This window comes from Vibrio variabilis, from assembly GCF_003263785.1.
In the GTDB taxonomy this organism is placed as follows: Bacteria; Pseudomonadota; Gammaproteobacteria; order Enterobacterales; family Vibrionaceae; genus Vibrio; species Vibrio variabilis.
In genome coordinates, this window is the sequence record NZ_JYJK01000101.1 from 1 (window position 1) to 21,511 (window position 21,511).

General features: G+C 48.6%; 20 protein-coding genes, 1 tRNA gene, 1 rRNA gene and 4 pseudogenes. 14 read left to right on the top strand and 12 right to left on the bottom strand.

Annotated elements, in window-relative coordinates; all coding sequences use genetic code 11:
• Positions 1–90 precede the first annotated feature (90 nt).
• From rrf to TZ48_RS25425, 4 genes are all read left to right on the top strand, one after another.
• Positions 91–206 (top strand): 5S ribosomal RNA (gene rrf / locus TZ48_RS18550).
• 70 nt (positions 207–276) lie between these two features.
• A tRNA-Ser gene (locus TZ48_RS18555) sits at positions 277–367 on the top strand.
• 155 nt (positions 368–522) lie between these two features.
• The gene (locus TZ48_RS25420; protein ID WP_239670965.1) at positions 523–1,062 is read left to right on the top strand and encodes an ecdysteroid 22-kinase family protein; all 540 of its coding nucleotides are present in this window, start codon (positions 523–525) and stop codon (positions 1,060–1,062) included.
• Entirely contained in the window at positions 1,059–1,514 is a 456-nt protein-coding gene (locus TZ48_RS25425; protein ID WP_239670966.1) for a phosphotransferase, read from the top strand. The genes TZ48_RS25420 and TZ48_RS25425 overlap by 4 nt, the downstream gene beginning before the upstream one ends.
• Positions 1,515–1,574: 60 nt before the next feature.
• On the opposite strand, the gene TZ48_RS18565 is transcribed toward TZ48_RS25425, so the two are convergent.
• The 4 genes and pseudogenes from TZ48_RS18565 to hemC all read right to left on the bottom strand — a co-directional run bounded on the left by TZ48_RS18565 (position 1,575) and on the right by hemC (position 5,621).
• Positions 1,575–2,756: a heme biosynthesis protein HemY gene (locus TZ48_RS18565; protein WP_112480230.1), complete on the bottom strand. Its 1,182-nt coding sequence runs from the start codon at positions 2,754–2,756 to the stop codon at positions 1,575–1,577.
• Positions 2,756–3,936 (bottom strand): annotated as a pseudogene (locus tag TZ48_RS18570) (uroporphyrinogen-III C-methyltransferase). The gene TZ48_RS18565 and the pseudogene TZ48_RS18570 overlap by 1 nt, the downstream one beginning before the upstream one ends.
• Positions 3,920–4,677: pseudogene (locus tag TZ48_RS18575) on the bottom strand (uroporphyrinogen-III synthase). Before TZ48_RS18575 ends, TZ48_RS18570 begins: the two co-directional pseudogenes overlap by 17 nt.
• 6 nt (positions 4,678–4,683) lie before the next feature.
• A pseudogene (gene hemC / locus TZ48_RS18580) lies at positions 4,684–5,621 on the bottom strand (hydroxymethylbilane synthase).
• A gap of 343 nt (positions 5,622–5,964) precedes the next feature.
• Here hemC and TZ48_RS18585 point away from each other — a divergent pair.
• Complete coding sequence (locus TZ48_RS18585) at positions 5,965–8,493, top strand: class I adenylate cyclase (RefSeq protein WP_112480231.1); 2,529 nt, start codon at positions 5,965–5,967, stop codon at positions 8,491–8,493.
• Between the two features lie 15 nt (positions 8,494–8,508).
• Here TZ48_RS18585 and cyaY read toward each other — a convergent pair whose 3' ends face one another.
• Complete coding sequence (cyaY, locus tag TZ48_RS18590) at positions 8,509–8,823, bottom strand: iron donor protein CyaY (RefSeq protein ID WP_112480232.1); 315 nt, start codon at positions 8,821–8,823, stop codon at positions 8,509–8,511.
• A gap of 74 nt (positions 8,824–8,897) precedes the next feature.
• Here cyaY and lptM point away from each other — a divergent pair, with 74 nt between their 5' ends.
• The 6 genes from lptM to yigB all read left to right on the top strand — a co-directional run bounded on the left by lptM (position 8,898) and on the right by yigB (position 13,599).
• Entirely contained in the window at positions 8,898–9,017 is a 120-nt protein-coding gene (lptM, locus tag TZ48_RS26480; protein WP_420822964.1) for an LPS translocon maturation chaperone LptM, read from the top strand.
• Positions 9,018–9,053: 36 nt separating this feature from the next.
• Positions 9,054–10,307, top strand: a complete 1,254-nt coding sequence (lysA, locus tag TZ48_RS18600; protein ID WP_112480233.1) for a diaminopimelate decarboxylase — start codon at positions 9,054–9,056, stop codon at positions 10,305–10,307.
• Positions 10,308–10,317: 10 nt separating this feature from the next.
• Entirely contained in the window at positions 10,318–11,148 is an 831-nt protein-coding gene (dapF, locus tag TZ48_RS18605; RefSeq protein ID WP_042502913.1) for a diaminopimelate epimerase, read from the top strand.
• Positions 11,149–11,229: 81 nt separating this feature from the next.
• Complete coding sequence (locus TZ48_RS18610; RefSeq protein WP_112480234.1) at positions 11,230–11,946, top strand: DUF484 family protein; 717 nt, start codon at positions 11,230–11,232, stop codon at positions 11,944–11,946.
• Positions 11,924–12,880 carry a tyrosine recombinase XerC gene (xerC, locus tag TZ48_RS18615; RefSeq protein ID WP_112480235.1) on the top strand — a complete coding sequence of 319 codons (957 nt, stop codon included), beginning with the start codon at positions 11,924–11,926 and terminating at the stop codon, positions 12,878–12,880. Before TZ48_RS18610 ends, xerC begins: the two co-directional genes overlap by 23 nt.
• A complete protein-coding gene (gene yigB, locus TZ48_RS18620) occupies positions 12,880–13,599 on the top strand; it encodes a 5-amino-6-(5-phospho-D-ribitylamino)uracil phosphatase YigB (RefSeq protein ID WP_112480236.1) in 720 nt (239 codons plus the stop codon). The genes xerC and yigB overlap by 1 nt, the downstream gene beginning before the upstream one ends.
• A gap of 6 nt (positions 13,600–13,605) precedes the next feature.
• Here the strand turns inward: yigB and TZ48_RS18625 are convergent, their stop codons facing one another.
• From TZ48_RS18625 to TZ48_RS18630, 3 genes are read right to left on the bottom strand one after another with little or no spacing between them, the layout of a single operon-like run.
• A complete protein-coding gene (locus TZ48_RS18625) occupies positions 13,606–14,190 on the bottom strand; it encodes a tRNA-uridine aminocarboxypropyltransferase (RefSeq protein WP_112480237.1) in 585 nt (194 codons plus the stop codon).
• 9 nt (positions 14,191–14,199) lie between these two features.
• Complete coding sequence (locus tag TZ48_RS25430; protein ID WP_239670967.1) at positions 14,200–14,574, bottom strand: hypothetical protein; 375 nt, start codon at positions 14,572–14,574, stop codon at positions 14,200–14,202.
• Positions 14,517–15,227, bottom strand: a complete 711-nt coding sequence (locus TZ48_RS18630; RefSeq protein ID WP_239670968.1) for a hypothetical protein — start codon at positions 15,225–15,227, stop codon at positions 14,517–14,519. Before TZ48_RS18630 ends, TZ48_RS25430 begins: the two co-directional genes overlap by 58 nt.
• Before the next feature lie 43 nt (positions 15,228–15,270).
• On the opposite strand from TZ48_RS18630, the gene TZ48_RS18635 reads away from it, so the two are divergent.
• Positions 15,271–15,729, top strand: coding sequence for an EVE domain-containing protein (locus TZ48_RS18635; RefSeq protein WP_112480238.1), 459 nt, complete (start codon positions 15,271–15,273; stop codon positions 15,727–15,729).
• 128 nt (positions 15,730–15,857) lie between these two features.
• On the opposite strand, the pseudogene TZ48_RS18640 reads toward TZ48_RS18635, so the two are convergent.
• Positions 15,858–16,678 (bottom strand): annotated as a pseudogene (locus TZ48_RS18640) (Cof-type HAD-IIB family hydrolase).
• Positions 16,679–16,840: 162 nt separating this feature from the next.
• Positions 16,841–17,848: an alpha/beta fold hydrolase gene (locus TZ48_RS18645; RefSeq protein WP_112480239.1), complete on the bottom strand. Its 1,008-nt coding sequence runs from the start codon at positions 17,846–17,848 to the stop codon at positions 16,841–16,843.
• A gap of 127 nt (positions 17,849–17,975) precedes the next feature.
• On the opposite strand from TZ48_RS18645, the gene rhtB reads away from it, so the two are divergent.
• A complete protein-coding gene (gene rhtB / locus TZ48_RS18650; RefSeq protein WP_112480240.1) occupies positions 17,976–18,593 on the top strand; it encodes a homoserine/homoserine lactone efflux protein in 618 nt (205 codons plus the stop codon).
• Between the two features lie 15 nt (positions 18,594–18,608).
• A complete protein-coding gene (locus TZ48_RS18655) occupies positions 18,609–19,835 on the top strand; it encodes an EAL and HDOD domain-containing protein (RefSeq protein ID WP_042502929.1) in 1,227 nt (408 codons plus the stop codon).
• A 17-nt stretch (positions 19,836–19,852) separates the two neighbouring features.
• On the opposite strand, the gene TZ48_RS18660 is transcribed toward TZ48_RS18655, so the two are convergent.
• Both TZ48_RS18660 and TZ48_RS18665 read right to left on the bottom strand, forming a co-directional pair.
• The gene (locus tag TZ48_RS18660; protein ID WP_420822965.1) at positions 19,853–20,695 is read right to left on the bottom strand and encodes an amidohydrolase family protein; all 843 of its coding nucleotides are present in this window, start codon (positions 20,693–20,695) and stop codon (positions 19,853–19,855) included.
• A 258-nt stretch (positions 20,696–20,953) separates the two neighbouring features.
• Complete coding sequence (locus TZ48_RS18665; protein ID WP_112480242.1) at positions 20,954–21,274, bottom strand: DUF2500 domain-containing protein; 321 nt, start codon at positions 21,272–21,274, stop codon at positions 20,954–20,956.
• Between the last annotated feature and the right edge of the window lie 237 nt (positions 21,275–21,511).

A 21,511-nucleotide genomic window follows, 5' to 3' on the forward strand; every position in this document is an offset into this window, starting at 1 on the left:
AAATTGAATGTGTATGAGAACACATTAACAGCTTTCCAGATATTTTGGCTTTTAGCTTTTTTGAAAAGCTGAAGACCAAAGCAGAATTTGCTTGGCGACCATAGCGTTGTGGACCCACCTGACTCCATGCCGAACTCAGAAGTGAAACGCAATAGCGCCGATGGTAGTGTGGGGCTTCCCCATGTGAGAGTAGGACATCGCCAGGCTTTGAATACTGTTACTTGCAGTAGTAAGTAACCACATCATCAGTGTACTAATCTGTTGATGACAATTTGTGGAGAGATGGCTGAGTGGTCGAAAGCACCGGTCTTGAAAACCGGCAACCGTTAATAGCGGTTCTAGGGTTCAAATCCCTATCTCTCCGCCACATTGGAAAGCCCGCTGAGAAATCAGCGGGCTTTTTTCATATCTGAACTTCTATAAAAAGCTAACTTAACCGCTATCGATCTCTGTTGCCCTTCCGTTTACTGCCTTTGTCTGTCAAAGTTAACCTTACTCTCAATCACTAAAGGTAGCTAAACCTTGAGTTCTTGTTCTTACGAGCCAGCAGAGTCTCTGAAAACACTGCTTGGTGACCAATATCATGTGGTTTCGAAAGATCCAATACAGAGCCTCTGGAGCGGTTATGGCGAGCTGTTTCGCGTTCATACCGATAGCCCTGCATTGCCAAGCCTGATTGTTAAGGCTATTGATCTCCCTAAGGTTGCACCTGAGCATCACCCGAAAGGTTGGAACACCGAGCTTTCAAACCAAAGAAAGCTGAAGTCTTATCAAGTGGAGTTTCATTGGTACCAGCACTATGTTGCTCGAATGCCTATCGGTTGGGCGCCACGTTGTTTAGCCGCTGAAAGTCATGATTCACACTATGAGTTGGTATTGGAAGATCTCAAACTTGCTGATTGCGCTTGGGTAGTAAAAACGCCATCAAACCAAGAGATAGAAACAGTGCTTCGTTGGTTAGCCCGGTTTCATGCTTTTTGGTTGAATACGCAGCCAAGCGGGCTGTGGCAGCAAGGCACCTATTGGCATTTAGCAACTCGCCAGATGAGTGGCAGGCAATGATGGCAAGTCGATATAAATCAGCTGCTGAGCGCATAGATGACATACTCAATGATTGCCCCTACCAGACTTTAGTACATGGCGATGCGAAGTTGGCTAACTTTTGTTTTGATGAAACTGGAACGCAGGTCAGTGCGGTTGATTTTCAATATGTTGGCGGTGGTGTAGGTGTGAAGGATGTCGCGCTATTTCTTTGCACAGTGCTAGATTTTGATGAACCTCAGTTATCTATCGACACTTATGTTGAAACCTATTTTGAAACGTTAGAAGTGGCCTTGGCTCGCTATCAGCCTAATGTGGATGCAAGCGATGTGTGTCATGAGTGGCGAAAGCTACTAGGACTTGCATGGGCTGACTACCAGCGTTTCCTGCTTGGCTGGAGCCCAGTTCATGTGCGAGTGAATGCCTTTACGAACAAGCTGACTTTAGAGGCACTCGACGACTTTCGGTTGTAAAAAGTCAGTTGTAAAAAAAGCTCCCGTAGGAGCTTTTTATCATTTATAGAATTGTTCCAGTTACTTACTGTCAATCAAGGTCAGCGCTTTCCGAGACACTTCGCCAGCTGCTTTAGTGAGGTCTTGCTTCTCAAGTGTATCAGCAAGGTAAGCATAATCCGAAACGTCTGGGCGAACCGATAATGCACGCTCAAAGTGGCGCTGAGCTTCTGGCCATTTCTCTTCGCGGAAGTAGAACTGAGCGAGAGCACTCTGAGCTTTGGCGTTGTCAGGCTGCTTTTTGACAACATCTTCTAGCATAACAACCACAGGGTGAGCATCCGCTAGGTTCAGCTCGGGTAGCAGAGTGTAAAGCTCATCGTGACCTTGCTTCTTCAGCGTCTCTTTAATCACGGTAAAGGCTTCAGCATCCGCTTTGCGAGCGATAAGCTGCTTGGTAAAGCAACCCACAAGGTGTGTGCTTTGGCGTGTTTTACGTGGCAGTTTGTTCCAATGACCAATAAGACCCTCACTACCTTGCTGGCTAGCGATGTCTTCGAGCAGACCACACTGAGCTCGCTCTTCAAGTTCAACTTGCTCTTCAGTATCGATAAGTTTGGCTTTGTTTAGCTTTGGCAGTAGGTCGATCAGTGCTTGCCACTCGCCAAGTTCACGATAGGTGGTTTTTAGCAGGCTAAGTACAATCGTATTGCTTGGATGCTCGGCTTTTAGTGTCTCAAGTGTCGAGGCAGCAAGTTCCCATTCTTCTTCACGTACCGCTTGCTTAGCGCGTGTCAATTGAACCGCAAGATCCGAGTTTTCTTGCTGAGAAGCCAACTCAAGATAGTGGTCGCGTTTCGCTTTGTCGCCTTGACCTAGCGCGGCTTCAGAGGCCACGAGATAACACAGCAAAGGCATATCATGATAGTCCGCCCAGCGTGTCACTTTCTTTTCAGCGAGCTTCCAGTCACCTTCTAGCAGCTTAACAATACCTTCGTTAGTGTAGCGGCGAGACCGGCGCATTTTACGTACGCTGAAGTAGTTAAAGGTGGTCACACTGGTGTAGAGAATCTTCTTGATGATGTACTCAAGCAGAAACAGCGCAGCAAGCGCTGCAATCACAAAGACAACCAGTGTCGTGACACTCATTTCAATGGTCTTATCGGCAATCGAAATCAGCACATAGCCTTGTTGACCAGAGAACTGGGTGCCGACAAACAGCCCTGCGCCCAGTACAACGAAGAGGAAGATTAATCGAATCATTATTTCTCCTCCGTGATGATGGTCGTCACTTCACGGCGCAGGCGTTCGCTAATCACATCAGACAGTTGCGCTTGCGTTTCTAGCTTAACGGGGTAGTTCACTTGGATGTTTTGCTGACTCAGCTTACCCAGTGCAGCATTAAACTCTTTAACGCTATTGTTATCCATATCGAAGAAGGACTCTGACCACTGCTCTGCGGTCTCTAGTGACATCTTGTAGATCTCACCTTGCTCTTTGTACACAGCACGGATCGCGGTCTCAATCTTGGACTTGATGTTCTCGCGTAGGTAGAAGTGCTGCTCTGGCGACAGTAGTGGGATAACGTTGCCGTCACGGCTACGGAAGGTAATGAAGTTCTCTGAGAAGTCTTTCAAAGAGGTCATCAAGTTATCTTGCCAGTCGTAGATGTCCTGCGATACCTGGCGTTTTTCCACCGCTGGCGCGTCAGGTAAGATTGCGTTAGCAAGCGGCAGTTGGTCGACTTCGCGCTGTAGGGAAGTGAGACGAAGTACTAAGCCATCACGGTCAATCAGAGGTACCGTGCGCAGCTTAGTGATGTCGTTTGCCATGGATTGACGCAGAGAAACAAGGTTGGGTCGTTGAGTGCGGCAATGCGTTGATCGGCACTCTCCATCAAGCGTGTCGCACTGACGACGTCGTGTTCCAAGAACAGTTTACGTCCCGCCAGTTTTACCAAGTAGTCCGCTTCTGCCAATAGCCAATCATTGGGACGACGACCTTTTACGTCAGCGACAGCAAGCTGCAGGCTCTCAATACTCTTCTTTTGCTGACCTAATACCACTTCCGCTTTGTGGGTCATGGTTTTTGCTTGCTCCAGTGTGTCAGCTTGAACTTGCTGCATTTCAGAGCTAAGCGAGCTTTGTGATGCTTTGATCTGAGCTTCAAGCCTTGCGATACGAGCTTCGTAATCGCCAGCCTGCTTTTGCATCATAAAGGTCATGCCACCACCGAGTAGTAGGGCAAGAATGATGGCGGCGGTGCCGAGTTTCACGCCACGCTTGCCCTGCTTTTCTTCAAACTCAGGGGCTTTGGGTTGTGCGGTTTGGTCATCGACGGTGTTCGTCTCGGGCTCGTTGGATTGGTCAGTGTTCTCTGGGGCTAGAGTTACGTCTTTTTTGTCTTCAGACTGGATTTGCTCGTCTTTATTTTTGTTCGTCATTGTTTAGTCCTGTTTTTAGACGCTGGAGAGCAGCAAATAGAGTAGAGTTCGATGCACCTTGGCTGTTAGTTACGTTATTAAATCCTAGTGCTATCGCTTGCTTGGCTATCCGCTCACTGGGAACCAATAACCGTTGTTGTTTTACCCACGATAGTTGCGCGTTTGGTATTGCAGACACCAAATGCTCCAGTTGCTCAGCACTTGTGACTATCATGGTATCAATTTGGGCTCGTTGCCATTGAGCTATCGCGGCAGACTCAACAGCTCGATATTGGCGTTGATACAGCTGCAAATAATGCACATATGCGCCTCGTTTCGTCAACTCATCGAAGATGAGCTCGCGCCCACCATTGCCACGAAGGATGACTACACGCTTACCGGCAACATCGTTTAGTTCAGGCAGGGCAAGCAGATGTTCACTGTCGCTAACTGAAGGATAGTTTACTTTTTGTTGTACTAGTTTGCTCAATTCATGTGCGGTTTTTTGACCAACCCCAAGATAAATAGCGGGATTTGGCATGCTATCAGGGCACATAGCAAGCACCTTAGAAAGGCCATGCACAGCGTGTTGGCTGACCGCAATTACGATATCAGCGTTGCCAAGATTGGTAAGTTGAGATGAATCGAGGGAAGTCAGATGAATATCAATAAGGGGATAATGGAGGGCATAGCCCCCATCTTTTCAATCAGAGCGCAGAGTTCAATACCTTGGGTTTCAGGCCTTGTCACCAGTACTCTCATCAGGCATTACTCGTGATCTTGGTAAAGCTTCTCAAGGATTTCTTTAGCGCCATCTGCGAGGAGCTGGTTCGCTAGCTGGACACCCAATGCTTCGGCATCTTGACGGTTACCTTGGATTTCGCCGCGTACGATTTTGCTGCCATCAGGCTCACCGACTAGAGCGCGCAGCCAAATGTTGTCGCCATCAATCAGAGAGTAACTGCCAATTGGCACCTGACAGCCACCTTCTAATGTCAGGTTCATAGCGCGCTCACAGCGCACACGATCTGCTGTCTCCGTGTGGTTTAGTGGCTCTAGCAATTTGATAAGACGCTCATCATCAAGACGACACTCAATGCCAACCGCGCCTTGACCAACTGCTGGCAAAGACTCTTCAGGTTCGATAAAGCTACGAATGCGTGACTCAAGCTCAAGGCGTTTAAGGCCAGCGGCTGCGAGAATAATGGCATCGTACTCACCGTTGTCGAGCTTACCCAGACGGTACCCACGTTGCCGCGCAATTCTTTGATGACAAGATCAGGACGCTGCTCTTTGAGCTGGCATTGCCTGCGCAAACTACACGTACCGACGATAGCGCCTTGAGGCAGTTCACTGATACTGGCGTAGGTGTTAGAAACGAACGCATCACGTGGGTCTTCACGCTCACAGATGGTCACAAGCCCTAGGCCTTCTGGGAAATCAACCGGGACATCTTTCATCGAGTGCACAGCTAGGTCGGCACGACCTTCCAGCATCGCCACTTCGAGCTCCTTAACAAACAGCCCTTTACCGCCAACCTTCGCTAGGGGCGTGTCTAGGATGATGTCGCCTTTGGTCACCATAGTTACCAATTCAACCTCGAGTCCAGGGTGCGCAGCAATCAGTGCGTCCTTCACATAGTGAGCTTGCCATAGCGCAAGGGGACTTTTACGGGTGGCAATTCGAATAGGCTGAGTCTGGGTCATAGTGTTCTCGTAAGCATCTCGTTCATTCTGATGACTCAATCGTATCATTGACTCACAGAAATGCTTAGCGATTTCCCAAAGGGGCGCGCGCACTAGAACTTTAGCGATCACAGATATTGTCAATAGTGTGAGGTTAATCGCATTTGTTGTGGCAACTACTGTTAGAATTGTCCGCTATGATTTGGAAGCTAAACCAAACGCCCATGTGGTGGGTACTGAGTTGTCGTAGTGCCGAGTATCACTTTACCGTTTATAATAAAAATGATACATTGATCACGTTTTGAACGCTTGTTTGTTTAAAACCTATGCAAAATTGCAGTCAGATTGAACCTAGGAATCACCCTTGCAGGCATACACTCAAACCCTCATACAAAGGTTAGATACCCTAAACCAGCAGCGTATTGATCGCGCGCTGGCGCTTATGGATCTGCAAGGTCAGCGTGTCTTCCAGCTTATTCCTGCGTTGTTTCACTTCAATCACCCTATCATCCCAGGTTTTTATGAAGCCGACAGCCCGAGCGGCTTGTTTGGTTTTGAAGCCAACGAACTCCAACAGCAATTTCTTGATGATATCGCGCTCGCTCTGGGTCAGCCCCTGCCGCAGCCAGGTCAGAACGACATCCTTGGTTTGTATACCATGGGAAGTACCTCATCGATAGGACAAAGCACGTCGAGTGACTTGGATATATGGGTCTGTATTTCTCCGCAGATGTCGACTAAATCGAGAGAACTGCTCAGCAATAAGTGTTTGCTGATAACAGACTGGGCAAAAGGGCTTGGAGTTGAAGCCAACTTCTTCTTGATGGATGAAGACCGTTTTCGTAGCAACATCTCCGAGGAGATGACCGGCGATAACTGTGGTTCGTCACAACACCTATTGCTGTTGGATGAGTTCTATCGTTCTGCAGTGCGTCTGGGTGGCCAGCGTCTGTTGTGGCAAATTGTGCCGCCAGAGATGGAAGAGTGCTACGAAGATTACGTTGCCAAAATGTGTAATGAAGGGCACATCAACTGCGATGAGTGGATCGATTTCGGGCGTCTGAATCGCATTCCTGCAGAAGAGTACTTCGGATCGAGTCTGTGGCAACTCTACAAGAGTATCGATTCCCCTTATAAATCGGTACTTAAAGCTATTTTGCTTGAGGCGTATTCTTGGGAATACCCGCACACCCAATTATTAAGCATTGATACTAAACGCCGCTTCTTTGCCCATGAGCCAGATCTCTATGGGATGGATGCGTATTATCTAATGCTTGAGAAAGTAACGCGCTACCTTGAACGTATTGGCGATGACACTCGCTTAGATTTAGTACGTCGCTGTTTCTATCTCAAAACGCACGAAAAGCTATCTCGCGAGCCCGGTGTTGGCTCTATGCCTTGGCGCCGTGAAGCGCTGACGCAAATGACCAACAATTGGAATTGGTCACTTGAGGTGCTTCAAGAGCTCGATAACCGCCGAAACTGGAAGGTTGAGCAGGTGATGCAGGTGCATAATGCGCTGCTTGATGCATTGATGCTTAGTTATCGCAACCTGATCCAGTTTGCTCGACGCAATGACATCACCTCGGCGATTAGCCCGCAAGACATCAGCATTCTCGCACGTAAGTTGTATGCGGCGTTTGAGGTGCTACCGGGCAAAGTGACCCTGCTAAATCCTCAGATCTCACCTGACTTACACGAGCCCGATCTGACCTTTATCGAGGTTCAGGAAGGTAAGAGCTATAAGTCGGGTTGGTACATGTATAAGCAGCCGCTTATCCCACATAGAATCTTAGGCCAAGCACCACTTGAGCATAACGAGTATTTAAGTAAGCTGGTCGCTTGGGCGTTCTTTAATGGCCTCATCACTGAATCGACACGTCTGAACTCGGTGGTTCGCGACGCGCACATTGATATCGATAAGTTCTATCAGATGGTAAGCGATCTGCGTAATACCTTCTCACTGCGTAAGCGTCGCCCAAGTATGCAAGCGCTTGGCAGCCCGTGTGAGATCAGTCAGCTCGCCATGTTTATCAACTTTGAAAATGACCCGACGCAGGAGCTCTCTGCAAAGGCATCCAAAGTGGATCTGAAAAACGTCGACATTCTGAGTTTTGGCAGCGAAGGCAAAAGCCTGATCGGCTCAGTCGATTTGGTATACCGTAATTCTTGGCACGAAGTGCGTACTCTTCATTTTGAAGGGGAAACTGCGATGCTTGATGCGCTAAAAACTGTGCTTGGAAAAATGCACCAAGACGCGTTCCCACCTGAGTCGGTGGACGTGTTCTGCTACAGCAAGAACTTGCGAGGTGTACTAAGAAACACGGTTTATCAATTGCTTGCAGAGTGTATTGAGTTGCGCTTGAAGCCCGTTGACCAAGAGAAGCGTCGTCGATTTAAAGCGCTGAAAGTTGCCAATCAAATGTACGGCTTGTTCTTTGAGCGTCGTGGTGTTTCAGTGCAGAAGTTAGAGAACTCGGTCGACTTTTACCGCAGTATCTCAACCAATAAGCTGCAAGGCTCACCTTTGCTTATGTTGGATAAAGAGGTCGAGTATCAGCTACCTGAGGTGGTCGATGGTTTTGCCAGTGAAGGCTTGATTCAGTTCTTCTTTGAGGACACTGACAATGGTTTCAACATCTATGTGTTGGATGAATCGAATCAGGTTGAGGTGTACCATCAGATGCGCGGCAGTAAAGATGAGATGATTGCCAGCGTAAACAGCTTCTACACATCAAACGTCGACAACGATGTTTCATCGAAGTTGATTAACTTCAACTTACCGCAATACTACCAGTTGGTGCATGCGGAAGAAGGAGAGCCTTACATCATTCCTTACCGTAACGACGGCGGCTCTTCCAACTCTCGTAATTCAAAAGCAGTAAATGCTTAACGTCATCGATTGGGCTTATACCCAGTCGATGTCTTCACCCGCGTGTTTCTCACACTCTTCTTTGACCATGGCCATAAGCTCAAGACCCGTCTTTGAACACGTCCATTTGTCTTCAACGAGCTTGAAGTGAAAGCCACCTGATTTCGACGCAAGCCAGATCTCATGCATCGGCTCTTGGCGGTTGATGATGATTTGACTGCGGTCTTCAAACTCCAGTGTCATGACGTTACCCGTCACTTCATAATCGATATCGGCACCCGATTCGTCGATGGCTTCTTCGATGTTTTGTAGTTGAGCATCGACCAGTTGGTGAAATTCCGTGTCGTTCATTTTGTAATCCTATTGCTTTTCTAATTCGTGGTGCGATTATAGGGGGCATTGATTCAATAATCACGATATGCAAAATGAAAAAGACGATTACAGCAATGTTTATGCTGGTAATAGTAGGACTGGCGGGATGCGGCCAAACGGGCGACTTGTATATGCCTGCTGAAGACGCACCCACCAACGAGCAAGCACAATAACGATAGCCATCGACACAGTGTAAAGGGATACAGGATTTGGATTATTTCAACTATCAGGACGATGGCCAGCTTTGGGCCGAGAATACGTCACTTACCGAACTTGCCGAGCAATACGGCACACCACTTTATGTTTATTCCCGTGCGACGCTAGAGCGTCACTGGAATGCGTTTGATAAATCCGTTGGCGACCACCCACACTTGGTCTGTTATGCAGTGAAAGCGAATTCGAACATCGGTGTGCTTAATGTACTGGCACGTTTGGGTTCAGGCTTTGATATTGTTTCTGGCGGCGAGTTAGAACGTGTGGTTGCCGCGGGTGGCGATCCGAGCAAAGTAGTGTTCTCCGGTGTTGGTAAAACCGCGCAAGAGATGCGCCGTGCGCTTGAGCTTGGCATCAAGTGCTTCAATGTTGAATCTGAACCTGAGCTAGAGCGTCTGAACCAAGTAGCGGGTGAGATGGGTGTTGTGGCACCGATTTCATTGCGTATTAATCCAGATGTTGATGCGAATACTCACCCATACATCTCTACGGGGCTTCGTGATAACAAGTTTGGTATTGCGTTTGATCGCGCGCCAGCCGTCTACAAATTTGCCAGCAGCCTACCAAACCTAGTGGTTCATGGTATCGACTGCCATATCGGCTCTCAGCTGACAGACATCGAACCATTCATCGATGCGACCGATCGCTTATTAGCGCTGATCGACCAATTACGTGCCGATGGCGTTGATATTCGTCACCTTGACGTTGGCGGTGGTCTTGGTGTGGTTTATCGTGATGAGTTGCCACCTCAGCCATCGGATTACGCCAAAGCATTGCTGGCTCGCTTAGAGAACCATCCTGAGCTTGAACTGATTTTTGAACCGGGTCGTGCGATTGCGGCCAATGCTGGTGTACTACTGACCAAGGTTGAGTTCCTTAAGCACACTGAACATAAGAATTTCGCCATCATCGATGCGGCGATGAATGATCTTATGCGTCCGGCACTGTATCAAGCGTGGCAAGATATCATTCCGGTTAAACCTCGTGAAGGTGAAGCAACCACATACGATTTGGTTGGCCCAATCTGTGAAACGGGCGACTTCATCGGTAAAGATCGCGATTTGGCGCTGGAGCCAAACGATCTACTGGCCGTTCGTTCTGCTGGTGCTTATGGCTTTGTTATGTCATCTAACTACAACACGCGACCACGCGTTGCCGAAGTAATGGTTGACGGTGAGGCGGCGCATTTGGTGCGTAAGCGTGAAACCTTAGAGAGTCTTTGGGAACTAGAAAGCATCTTGCCGGAGTAACAGAACCACTATGCACTTCCACTTTTCTAAAATGCACGGTTTGGGTAACGACTTTATGGTTGTTGACTGCATTACCCAGAACGTTTTCTTTTCACCTGAGCTTATCCGCCGCTTAGCGGACAGGCACACAGGTGTTGGTTTTGACCAACTGTTGATTGTAGAAGCGCCTTACGATCCGGAAACGGATTTCCATTACCGTATTTTCAATGCGGATGGCAGTGAGGTAGAGCAGTGTGGCAATGGCGCACGCTGTTTCGCTCGCTTTGTGCAGATGAAAGGGCTCACCAACAAGTACAGTATCAGTGTCAGCACCAAGAAAGGCAAAATGGTGCTCAAGTTAGAAGAGAATGACTTGGTGACGGTGAATATGGGCCAACCTGAGTTCGAGCCAAGCAAGATCCCATTCAAAGCAAAGCAAAAAGAAAAGACCTATATTCTACGTGCCGGCGACCATACCTTGTTCTGTGGTGCCGTTAGCATGGGGAACCCCCATGTCGTCACTGTGGTTGACGATACGCAAACTGCGGATGTGGATACCCTAGGTCCGCTATTGGAATCGCATGAACGTTTCCCAGAGCGCGTCAACGCAGGCTTTATGCAGGTGCTTAGCCGTGACGAGGTAAACCTGCGCGTCTATGAACGCGGTGCGGGTGAAACCCAAGCTTGCGGCAGTGGTGCGTGTGGTGCAGTTGCAGTGGGTATCGTGCAAGGGCTACTGGATGAAACGGTGGAGGTGCACTTACCGGGTGGTGATTTGAAGATCAGCTGGAAAGGTCCTGGCCATCCGCTGTATATGACAGGCGCAGCGGCTCACGTTTTCGATGGGCAGATTTCTTGTTAGCCAATAACCCATTATACTAATGGCGGGTCCCTCGAGACCCGCCATTTTTTATTTATATGACAGGGACTAAAGGGAATCATTTTGTCTGAGTTTGAAGCGAGCCACCTAACAGCAGAAGTGGTAGCAGAGTATCTTTCTGATCATCCAGATTTTTTTAAGGGCAGAGAATCACTAGTAGAGTCCCTTTCCTTACCACACCAGCAGCAAGGCGCGGTGTCTTTAGTGGGGATTCAGCTGCAACGACAGCGTGAGCGCATTGAAGCGCTGGAGGAAGAGATCACTGCCTTGATGTCCCTAGCGGCTCGCAATGATAAAACCTTCTATGAGTTTATGTCGCTGCAAGAAAACCTGTTGAAGTGCTATGATCTACAAAGTGTCGTTTCGGCTATTAAGCAAACCGCAACCGGCCTGAATTTGCGTGGCTATCTTAAACTTATTGATAACGATGACCATGCCGACCCATTATCGATGGAAAGCTGGAAGCGCTTTACCACCAATCATCTCAATGGCAAAGAAGCGTACCTAGGGCGTCTGCGTCAAGCTGACCGCAGCATGCTATTTACTGAGCAGCAGATAAGCGATGGCCAAGTGCCAGAGCTTGGCTCTTACGTGGTTTTGCCGCTCAAGCGTAAGTTCGCTCAAGGTTTGCTCATCTTCTCAAGTGACGATGGAGGTCACTTCCAACCGGATATGGATACCCTGTTTTTGCGCCACCTCGCGCTGGTGGTTTCCTATCTATGCGAGCACCTTGATTGGCAGGTGCAAGAGGAAGACAATGTCAGACCAAGCCACGCCTAATGCAAACCTTCCTAGCGGACTGCAAAAGCCGCTAGATAAGTTCTACGAATACCTGCGGAGCGAGAAAGGGCTCAGCCTGCATACCCAGCGTAACTACCGTCAGCAGCTCGAAACAATGGGGCAACACCTAAATGAGATGGGCGTAAAAGCTTGGACTCAAGTGGACGCTGGGTGGGTAAGGCAGCTTGCCGGTAAGGGGATGCGTGAAGGGATGAAAGCGAGCAGCATCGCTACGCGTCTATCGTCGCTGCGTAGCTTCTTTGACTTCCTTATTCTGCGTGGTGAGCTGACTGCAAACCCTGCGAAAGGTGTCAGTGCGCCGCGCAAGCAAAGACCTCTGCCAAAGAATTTAGATGTGGATGAAGTTTCCCAGCTTTTGGAAGTGGATGAAACTGATCCGCTGGCGATTCGCGACCGCGCCATGATGGAAATGATGTATGGCGCAGGCCTGCGTTTGGCGGAAATGGTGGGGATCGATGTTAAGCACCTCAATCTATCGAGCGGCGAAATTCGCGTAATTGGTAAAGGTAACAAAGAGCGTAAGGTGCCTTTCTCTGGGTATGCGACGGAATGGGCGCAAAAGTGGCTTAAGGTGCGTGGTGAGCTAGCCAAGCCCGGCGAGCAAGCGCTGTTCGTTTCCAAGCTGGGTACGCGGATTTCTCATCGCAGCGTACAAAAGCGCATGGCGGAATGGGGACAAAAGCAGTCTTTAGCTAGTCATGTCAGCCCACACAAACTGCGTCACTCGTTTGCCACTCACATGCTCGAGTCGAGCAATAACCTGCGAGCGGTACAAGAGCTGCTTGGTCATGAGAACATCTCTACCACACAGATCTATACCCACCTTGATTTCCAACATCTTGCCCAAGCGTATGATCAAGCTCACCCTAGAGCCCATAAGAAAGGTAAGCCTAAGCAACAAGAGGATTCCTAATGCGCTTTTATCGCAGCCTAGAGACCATCAAAGCGATGACCTTTGACCTTGATGACACCCTTTATGACAATTGGCCGATCATTCGCGAGGTAGAGAGGAAAGCGACTCAGTGGTTACAGCAAAACCATCCAATCAGCCAGCAGTGGGACAAAGCGCAATGGCAAGCGTTCAAGTTGCAGTTGGCTAAGCAAGAGCCGATGCTGAAACATGATGTCACCGAGTGGCGTTATCAGCAGATAAAACAGGGTCTGGGGCATTTGGGTTACGATGATCCAAAAGCGACTGAGGCTGCGAAAACGCTAATAAATCATGTGTTGGAATGGCGCAGCGACTTCGATGTTCCACATGAAACACATCAGTTTTTGACAATTTTGAGTGAGAAGATGCCACTGGTGGCCATCACTAATGGCAATGTCGATGTCGATAAAATCGGTTTGGGGCGCTACTTTTCTTTAGTGCTAAAGGCAGGTCTTGATGGCCGAGCCAAGCCTTATGCGGATATGTTTGACAAAGCCGCCGATTTTCTGGCCTTGCCGCGTCAGCAGATCTTGCATGTGGGCGATCATGTGGTGACGGATGTGGCAGGGGCTAAACGCAACGGTTTTAGTGCTTGCTGGTTTAACGACAAAGGTGTTGAGCCTTGTGATATTCCTCGAATGAAGCTGCTGCCAGACGTTGAGATAAGCCGCATTGAGCAGTTGCTTGAGCTAACGCGCTAATCACTATTAGCGCGTTAAAGCGTGTCCGCTGCGCTCTGCTTGAAAGCGCAGCATATACTCGTCAAAGAATGTGAGCATGGCATTGGCGTCGTGCTCGCTTGCCACCTGTCGCGTTATCTCAGCGCAGACTTCAAAGGTACACAGATTTCCTGCTTGTTGGTTTCTTCGCAGTGCATATCGAGATAACTGCTCGGTATTGAGATGAACTTTGGGTAGCGATTGCAGCCAAGCGCTGCGATTGAGCATCTTTTTCGCTTCTTGCCAAGTACCATCCAGCACGATGAAGTTACTTGTTTGCCCTTGCTGCTGCGCTTGCCATTCATCGAGCGGCACACTGTCTTCACTCGGAAATACCAACACAGGTAAGTTAGGGCTGGTTTCGGATAAGCAGCGCTCACACGGCTGCTTACGTTGCCATTCCGTTACCTTGCTGCTCGCAAACAATCTATCGATTAACTTCCCCGTATTGGTTGCGCGAGAAAGCTCATTAGGGTGAGTGAGTAAGGTAAAACAAAGATCAGAGGCGATCGTTGGGATCGCCTCACAATAGCAATTGTGGATAAAACCACAAGTTGTACACATTGGCTTCATAGTTGGGATCTATTCACCTTTAAACAGCACTAAGCCGCCATTGGCGATCGGGTATAGGATATCTCCCACCTTTTCTTGCTTAGCAATGAGCTTGTTGCCGTCTAGCGTAAAGATTCGCTGCGACACTAAGTACTGCTGCTGGTGACGTGTCATGATGACTTGCACTTGTTGGTTATTCAGTTGCTGCCAAAAGCCGCGCTCTTCGGTTGCGGGTGAGTCGTCTGGGTACTCATAGCGAGTGATAGCAGTATGGTCAGGTAGCAATGTCATTGAGACAGTGAATCCGGCCGTTTCAGTGGACTGTGCAACATAGCTGCCAGCCCAGTTTAGCGTAGTATCTGAGTTGGACAGCGTGGCGCAGCCTTGTCGAGTTTTGTCACCCATGGTGATGACCCCGTCCAACCATAAATAGTGTCGCTCATGGTGTCGTTACACAGCTTACTGCTCATCTGCAGATTGGCATCGTCAAACTCATAGCGACGGGTCGTTTGGGTTACCTTACGATCCTTGAGCTTCAGCGACTGCTTGTCTTCACCCATCATTGCGAAGCTGGCTTGTTTGCTGTTGTCGAACTTTAGTGACCAGAAAGGCTCGTTGCCCAGCACCTGTGTCGGTCTAAGCGGCTGATCGCAGCGCTTTGGGTTCTCCGCGGTAAGCATGTTGACCTGTTTCACCACAAATCGACCGGTGTAATCGGAATCAAACCCACGATGGCTTGGTGGCTCAAGGTAACCAATGACTTCCGCATAGACAGGTTGATAAGGTTCGCGAGTCAGCTTCTCAGCTTCTGGACGAATATCCTCTGGCAGATCGAGCCAGTACTGATGCTGGCTGCCGCACGGTTGAATGGTACGTGTCTCGTGACCAATAATGGCCTGTCCACGCATCACATAGGTTTGCGGTGTGATCGTTTCTGGACGTGATAGCTCAGCAGAAGGCACTTGAGGCGCGCTTTGCGGTGACTCTGAGTTGAAAGACGAACAGGCTTGAAGCAATATGAGCGGAGCAACCGCGAGCGGTAGACGCGACATTGTCATTGAATTTTCCTTATTTGAAACGATCACAGGTATCCACACCATTATGGCATATTGGCTATTTAAAACAGAGCCAGATGAGTTTTCCATCGACACGCTGCGTGTAAAAGGAAGCTCATGCTGGGAAGGCGTTCGTAATTATCAGGCGCGTAACATGATGCGAGATGAGATGAAGCTGGGCGACTTAGTACTCATTTATCACTCCTCATGCAAGACAATTGGCGTGGCGGGCATTGCTCGTATTACCAAAGAGGCCTATCCCGACCATTTCCAGTTTGATATCAACAGCGACTATTACGACCCAAAATCCGATCCTGATAACCCGCGCTGGTTAATGGTAGACATTGAATATGTCGAAAAGTTTAAGCGCGTTCTGCCGCTAAGTATCCTTAAAGTGATGCCTGAGCTAGAGAATATGCCGTTGGTAAAACGAGGCAATCGCTTGTCCGTGATGCCAGTATCAGAGTCTGAGTGGTCAGCGATTTTGGCGCGAGTGGCTCGCTAGATTTGTGCGTGAGACTTTTCGTTTTTGAAGCTTGTTGCTCCAGGGAATAAAGATCAGCAAGCTCCCATGCCCAATGGTGAGGATATGCACCATATAGGGGTGAGCATGGGAGTTTGGATTTGATTTCGTTACAGTAGGTGTTTCTTTAAAAACTCTGCAACGGCGTCATCAGCATTGCTGCCAATGACGGTATTGTTTGGTAGGGCTTTTTTCACTTTCTCGTGAGCATTTTCCATTACCAAGCCATGACCTGCCATGCTTAGCATCTCGGCATCGTTCATGCCATCACCAAACGCGATGCAATTTTCAAGTCCGTACCCTAGCTTTTCTGCGACGGCTTTCAGCGCTTCACCCTTAGACACTTCTTTTGCCATTACTTCTAGGCACCAAGGTGTCGAGAACGCGATATTGAGCGAATCACCAAACTTCTCACGTAGTGCATCCTCAAACTCAACCAAATGTTCATGGTCTTGCTTTGGATGGGTAATAAAGATTTTAGCGATACCCTGAGTTGGTGCGTTGCTGGCATCAAACAAGGTATAGGTAAAGCCCGTCTCAGTATGGAACTTACGTAAGAACTCATCTTCTTGGTTTAGTAGCCAAGTGTCATCTTGATACATGTGAACAAACAGTTCGCTGTCGGTGTTCAAAACATCCACGACAGATTGAACCATGTCTTGTGGAATGTTCTCACTGTATAGCAGTTCATCTTGCTCATCGTGAACACGAGCGCCGTTAGAGGTGATCATATAGCAGGAATGCCGACTGATTCACGAATGCCCGCGACGTCCACATGATGACGACCCGTGGCGAAGATGAAGGTATAGCCCTTGGCATGCAGCGCTTTTAAGGTTTGCTTAGAGTTGGCACTGAGTAGGTGGTCGGGTGCCAGTAGGGTACCGTCTAGATCAGAAGCAACAATTTTGATGGAATCTCGATTCAGGGTCATAGTTCTCTCTTCGTGTCACAGGTAAAAGCGAGTCGCTTGGTTCGGCCAACAAAGCCGTCACAATGGTGACAATTGTAGGGGATCTGGGCGCAGAAAAAGAGGGTAAATGGTGAATTGATTTGTTTCCTCATTTACCGACTTTTCCGCAATTTATGGCTTTTATTACGGTTTATCAGTGAAGGACGTGTTATCGCCAAAGAATGTGGTTATCGCATCCAGTGCTTGGTTGCGATATTGGTCTTTTTCAAACAGCACTTCGTGTTTGGCGCCATCGACAGTGACGAGGGCTGCGTTTGCGTTGGTGCGTGACAGTTTATTGATAAAGCGCAGTTGGTCTTGGTTACTTACAATCTGATCGGCGCCTGCTTGGACCACAAGCAGTGGAATATTAACCTGCCTAGTTTGTTGAATGCATTGCTTAGCTGCCATCAAGCCTTGCCACACCCAACGCGTGCTCGGGCCGCCGATTTTTAGCTCTGGCATTTTTTCATATAGGTCGCGAAACCAGTGATAACGCACTTCACTTGAAGAGAGCGGATTGATGTCGAACGGTTTTGCCACATAACCTTGATAACCGGGGGCATAGGTTGGAGTTGGGTAAACCGCGGTCATGATTTGCGAGAGCCAAATGGCAATCGGCTTTAGGTACCAAGGAACATTCACGCCATACATGGGGGCGCTCAGTGCAATCTTATCGAAACCATGATTCGGGCGAGTTTGCAGATAGCGAGTAGAAATGTTGCCGCCCATAGAGTGCGCGAGTAAGTGGCGCTGCTCATAGTGGCTTAAATCAAAGTGCTCTAACAGTAACTGCATGTCATCGAGGTAGTCGTCAAACTCATTAATGTGACCCATTTCTGGGTTGGGTGCTAGGTGAGTAGACAGTCCCTGACCACGATGATCAAATGAATAAATGTTGTAGCCTTGCTGGTAGAAGTCGAAAAATAGCTCCTGATATTTCCAGGCTGACTCGATGCGCCCGTTGACGACCACAAGGGCTTTGGTATGGCTTTCGTGGGTTAACTTACTCCAATAAAGCTGTGTGCCATCCTTTGCTTTGAGCTTGCCCTCATGGCGACTGTCCCATAATTGAGCGATTTGTGTGTTTATTACTTGCTCAAATTGTGGCTCTTGAGTATAAGAGATGTCAGTAGCATTTTTTTTGTGCATACATAGGCCTACTTCAATATTTGTGTATAATGCACTGTTTTTTCGACATTTTTGTGTCGATGTGCAGGGTGATTAGTCCACGGGATGTCTTATTTAGTTAAGAGTAAACCAGTGGTGAGGAAATACAATGGATTATCATGTTTGGTTCGCTTACGTGGTGACAGCAATCGTGTTCAGTTTGGCGCCGGGATCGGGCACCGTTAATTCGATCAGCAATGGCTTGAGCTACGGGACGCGTAAATCTCTTGCAGCCATTGCTGGCTTGCAGATCGGGCTGGCGATTCATATTGTGCTGGTGGGTGCCGGTATTGGCGCACTTGTCGCGCAATCTGCATTGGCATTCAGTGTGATCAAGTGGGTTGGGGTGGTGTACCTCATTTGGCTTGGCATTCAAAAATGGCGAGATACAGAATCTGTATCTGCTAAAGCGGCACATGAGAGTCGCAGTGCAGGACAGCTGTTGCGCAGTGCGGTGCTGATCAACCTCACTAACCCGAAATCGATCGTGTTTTTGGTGGCGCTGTTCCCACAGTTTATCGACCCTGCAGGTGACCAATTTCAACAGTTGATGATCCTCGGCATCACCACCGTCGCCATTGATTCGGTGGTCATGCTGGGTTACACCTCGCTCGCATCACAGATGGGGCGCTATATTCGTTCAGACCGAGTGATGGGGCGTATCAACAAAGTGTTTGGCTCTATGTTTGTGGGGTGCGGCGCCTTGTTGGCCGCAGCCAAATCGTAGGCTCGCGGTTTGGATATGTACGCCACCTACGTGGCTCGTCAGCCCATTTTCAATGCACGTCGGCATACTTTGGGCTACGAGCTACTGTTTCGTGATGGTGAGCGCAATGCGTTTCCGGCTCATGTTGAGGCTAACCGAGCGACTTATCGCCTTATTGCAGAAAATTTCCTTGCTCTCGGGGTCAACCCCACGATCTCCAATTCCCGCTGTTTCATTAACTTCCCACAACAGAGTCTAATACGCCGCTTGCCACTCATTTTGCCAAAAGAGCGAGTGGTGATTGAGATCTTGGAAACCTGCGAGCCCAATGATGAGCTTTATGAGGCAATCAAAGAGCTATCGCGCAGCGGTTACATGATTGCGCTTGATGATTTCGTTTATAAGGAAGCGTGGGAGCGTTTTCTCCCCTTTGTACAGATCGTTAAGCTCGACATTATGTCGATGGGTGTCGAACAAGCCTGTCAATTTGTTCAACGTCAGAAAGCCAAAGGCAGTCCAAGGCACTATTTGGCTGAACGAGTTGAAACGGAACAGGAGTTTCTACTCACCAAGCAGGCTGGATTTAAGTTCTTTCAGGGCTTTTTCTTTAGCAAGCCCATCATGGAGAAGCAGGTCTATATTAGTCCTGAGCAGCTGGTGGCTATGGAGCTGTTTCAGCAAGTGTGTGTGCCTGAAGTCGATTTTGATAAAATTGAACAGATTGTCGCCAAGGACGTCTCCTTATCCTACAAGCTACTGCAGTTTGTGAATACCATGAGTCCGCGCCTAGAGTCGGAGATCTCCTCGTTTCGCCAAGCTTTGGTCTACCTTGGACAAGACAAGCTCAAACTGTTCGTGTCACTCACCGTGGCGTCATTTATCTCAAGCAACAAGCCTAAAGCACTGTATGAGTTATCGCTACAGCGAGCGCAATTTTGCCGCTTAATGACCAAATACCCGCCATTCAGACAATACAAAGATCAAGCCTTCATGATTGGTCTGTTCTCAATTTTGGATGCGTTGATGGATCTCTCTCTTGAGCAACTGATTACTCAACTGCCGTTATGTGAAGAGATAAAGCGCGCTTTGCTTGAGCGTCAGGGGCCTTATGGTCGTTTATTGCTGATTGGTGAGTGTTTCGAATCTGCGGACTGGCAAGGGCTTGAGCAGCACCGAGTGCAGCTTGGTGTGTCACAAAATCAGGTGTTTGCAGCGCTGGCTGATGCACAGCGCTGGAGCCAAAAAGTGCAAGCATTGAGTTAATCTTATTTCTGCTGCGCTTACTTCGGTAACACACTCAGCATATTTTGGTAGGCCATCTTGTCGGCAATGTGTGTCGGAAGTGCGGACAAGATAGGCGACCATACTGCCAGCGCTCCTGCCTGATATTGGAACTGTCCAACCACATCACTACCAATCATAAACCGCTCGGGATAGGCTTCAATCAGCGATAGCCAGCGGCGGTCAATTTGCCCCTGAGGCATCATAACTTCAATCAAACTCCACGATGCCAAGATATACAAGTTATCGTGCTCGCTCAGCAAATCAGCAACGGTCTGGTACAGAAACTTCATGGTGATGGTTCTGGTTAGTGTTGTCGTCGTCCCTGCGTGCGCCCATAGAAAACGGGTGTCAGGGTGTTGACTCAGCGCTTGTTCGAGCTCTTGTAAGTAAAGCGGGTTGTCTTCTCGTTGTGACGTGATGTTGGTGTGCAGCAGCACCGGCATATCGTGTTGCGCGGCGAGGTCATACACCTTGCTTAGTGCAGGGTGGTTAGCCCGCGGTTTTTCATCTGAGGTTAACGCTGTTAGGTGGTCATGGCGGGTGATCACTTCGCCAATACCTTTCCAAAAACCAGGACGGTAGTTAAGCTCTCGCTCGATATGTTCTGCGGCATTCATGTCTGTGGTGTTGAAGCCACTTAAAAATGGGTGCAGTCTGGCTTGGCTTTCGGTTGGCAATGATTCCACTTCACGTGCGATGAGCTCATCGGTGAAAGAGTAGTAATACACAGGGGTATCGTCACCATAGACGAATCGGGGCGCTTTTGGTGCACTGGCATCCCACTTTTTCATCACGGGTAAGCCCATAACGTAAGCATGGTCGATGTTTTGCTCATCCATAGTGCTGATTAATGCGGCAGCGCCATCCGAGCGTTGGAAATAGTCAACAAGGTGTACTTCGGCGTCATTGACGCGACCTTGATAGGCAGCACTGCAGCCAGATGTGAGTATGGCAAAACACGCGAGCACTGTATTGCGTGTTGCGTTTGAGGCTAATTTCATGATTGACGTCCCTGTGATTTAGCTTTGCTAAAACTATCACGGCTAACGCTATCACGACAGCTAAGTAACCAAAATCTAAGCGGTTTGCTGTTCTTACTAACGCTTAAGAGCGAAGTGTAAGAATTTATCACCTTGATAGGTCAGCACCCCTTTGTCACCAGGGTTGAGGTGGTGATAATAGTGAACGCCGATCTGAAACTCTCGCTTGGGCCCAAACGTGCCTTTTTGAATATAGATCCAATATTCGTCTTCTTGTGTGGGATCTTCTGTCTCAACCACCTGCTTATCGAGAATAGTGACCGCGGCTTTTCGCTCCGGTGCATCGACACCAAACGTGTGCTTTCGTTGAACAAAAACAAAGAGATAGCCGGCGACGCCAATCAGTAGCACCACCGCTAGAATGAGAGAGATAGGCATACAAACCTCGTATATTCCAATGCGCTGGAAGTAAGATCGCATAAAAACCGCAGAAAATAAGCTGTCATCGTGTGTTTTGCCGAGAATTTTAGGCTCATATCACACAAAAGGCAGTGGAATTAGGGTTAAATCTTTACTTGAATTTACCTAACAATTGTCGAATTCTTAATACAGATGGTTAACAATGGAGTGAACCGAAAGTAAAGACATGAGCCAGCACGGCTTTTTTACATTTCG

Coding starts and splice junctions, on each gene's coding strand:
- TZ48_RS25425 (WP_239670966.1), top strand. CDS start 1,059: ATGATGGCAAGTCGATATAAATCAGCTGCTGAGCGCATAGATGACATA.
- TZ48_RS18565 (WP_112480230.1), bottom strand. CDS start 2,756: ATGATTCGATTAATCTTCCTCTTCGTTGTACTGGGCGCAGGGCTGTTT.
- cyaY (WP_112480232.1), bottom strand. CDS start 8,823: ATGAACGACACGGAATTTCACCAACTGGTCGATGCTCAACTACAAAAC.
- lptM (WP_420822964.1), top strand. CDS start 8,898: ATGAAAAAGACGATTACAGCAATGTTTATGCTGGTAATAGTAGGACTG.
- dapF (WP_042502913.1), top strand. CDS start 10,318: ATGCACTTCCACTTTTCTAAAATGCACGGTTTGGGTAACGACTTTATG.
- xerC (WP_112480235.1), top strand. CDS start 11,924: ATGTCAGACCAAGCCACGCCTAATGCAAACCTTCCTAGCGGACTGCAA.
- yigB (WP_112480236.1), top strand. CDS start 12,880: ATGCGCTTTTATCGCAGCCTAGAGACCATCAAAGCGATGACCTTTGAC.
- TZ48_RS18625 (WP_112480237.1), bottom strand. CDS start 14,190: ATGAAGCCAATGTGTACAACTTGTGGTTTTATCCACAATTGCTATTGT.
- TZ48_RS25430 (WP_239670967.1), bottom strand. CDS start 14,574: ATGGGTGACAAAACTCGACAAGGCTGCGCCACGCTGTCCAACTCAGAT.
- TZ48_RS18630 (WP_239670968.1), bottom strand. CDS start 15,227: ATGACAATGTCGCGTCTACCGCTCGCGGTTGCTCCGCTCATATTGCTT.
- TZ48_RS18635 (WP_112480238.1), top strand. CDS start 15,271: ATGGCATATTGGCTATTTAAAACAGAGCCAGATGAGTTTTCCATCGAC.
- TZ48_RS18645 (WP_112480239.1), bottom strand. CDS start 17,848: ATGCACAAAAAAAATGCTACTGACATCTCTTATACTCAAGAGCCACAA.
- rhtB (WP_112480240.1), top strand. CDS start 17,976: ATGGATTATCATGTTTGGTTCGCTTACGTGGTGACAGCAATCGTGTTC.
- TZ48_RS18655 (WP_042502929.1), top strand. CDS start 18,609: ATGTACGCCACCTACGTGGCTCGTCAGCCCATTTTCAATGCACGTCGG.
- TZ48_RS18660 (WP_420822965.1), bottom strand. CDS start 20,695: ATGGATGAGCAAAACATCGACCATGCTTACGTTATGGGCTTACCCGTG.
- TZ48_RS18665 (WP_112480242.1), bottom strand. CDS start 21,274: ATGCCTATCTCTCTCATTCTAGCGGTGGTGCTACTGATTGGCGTCGCC.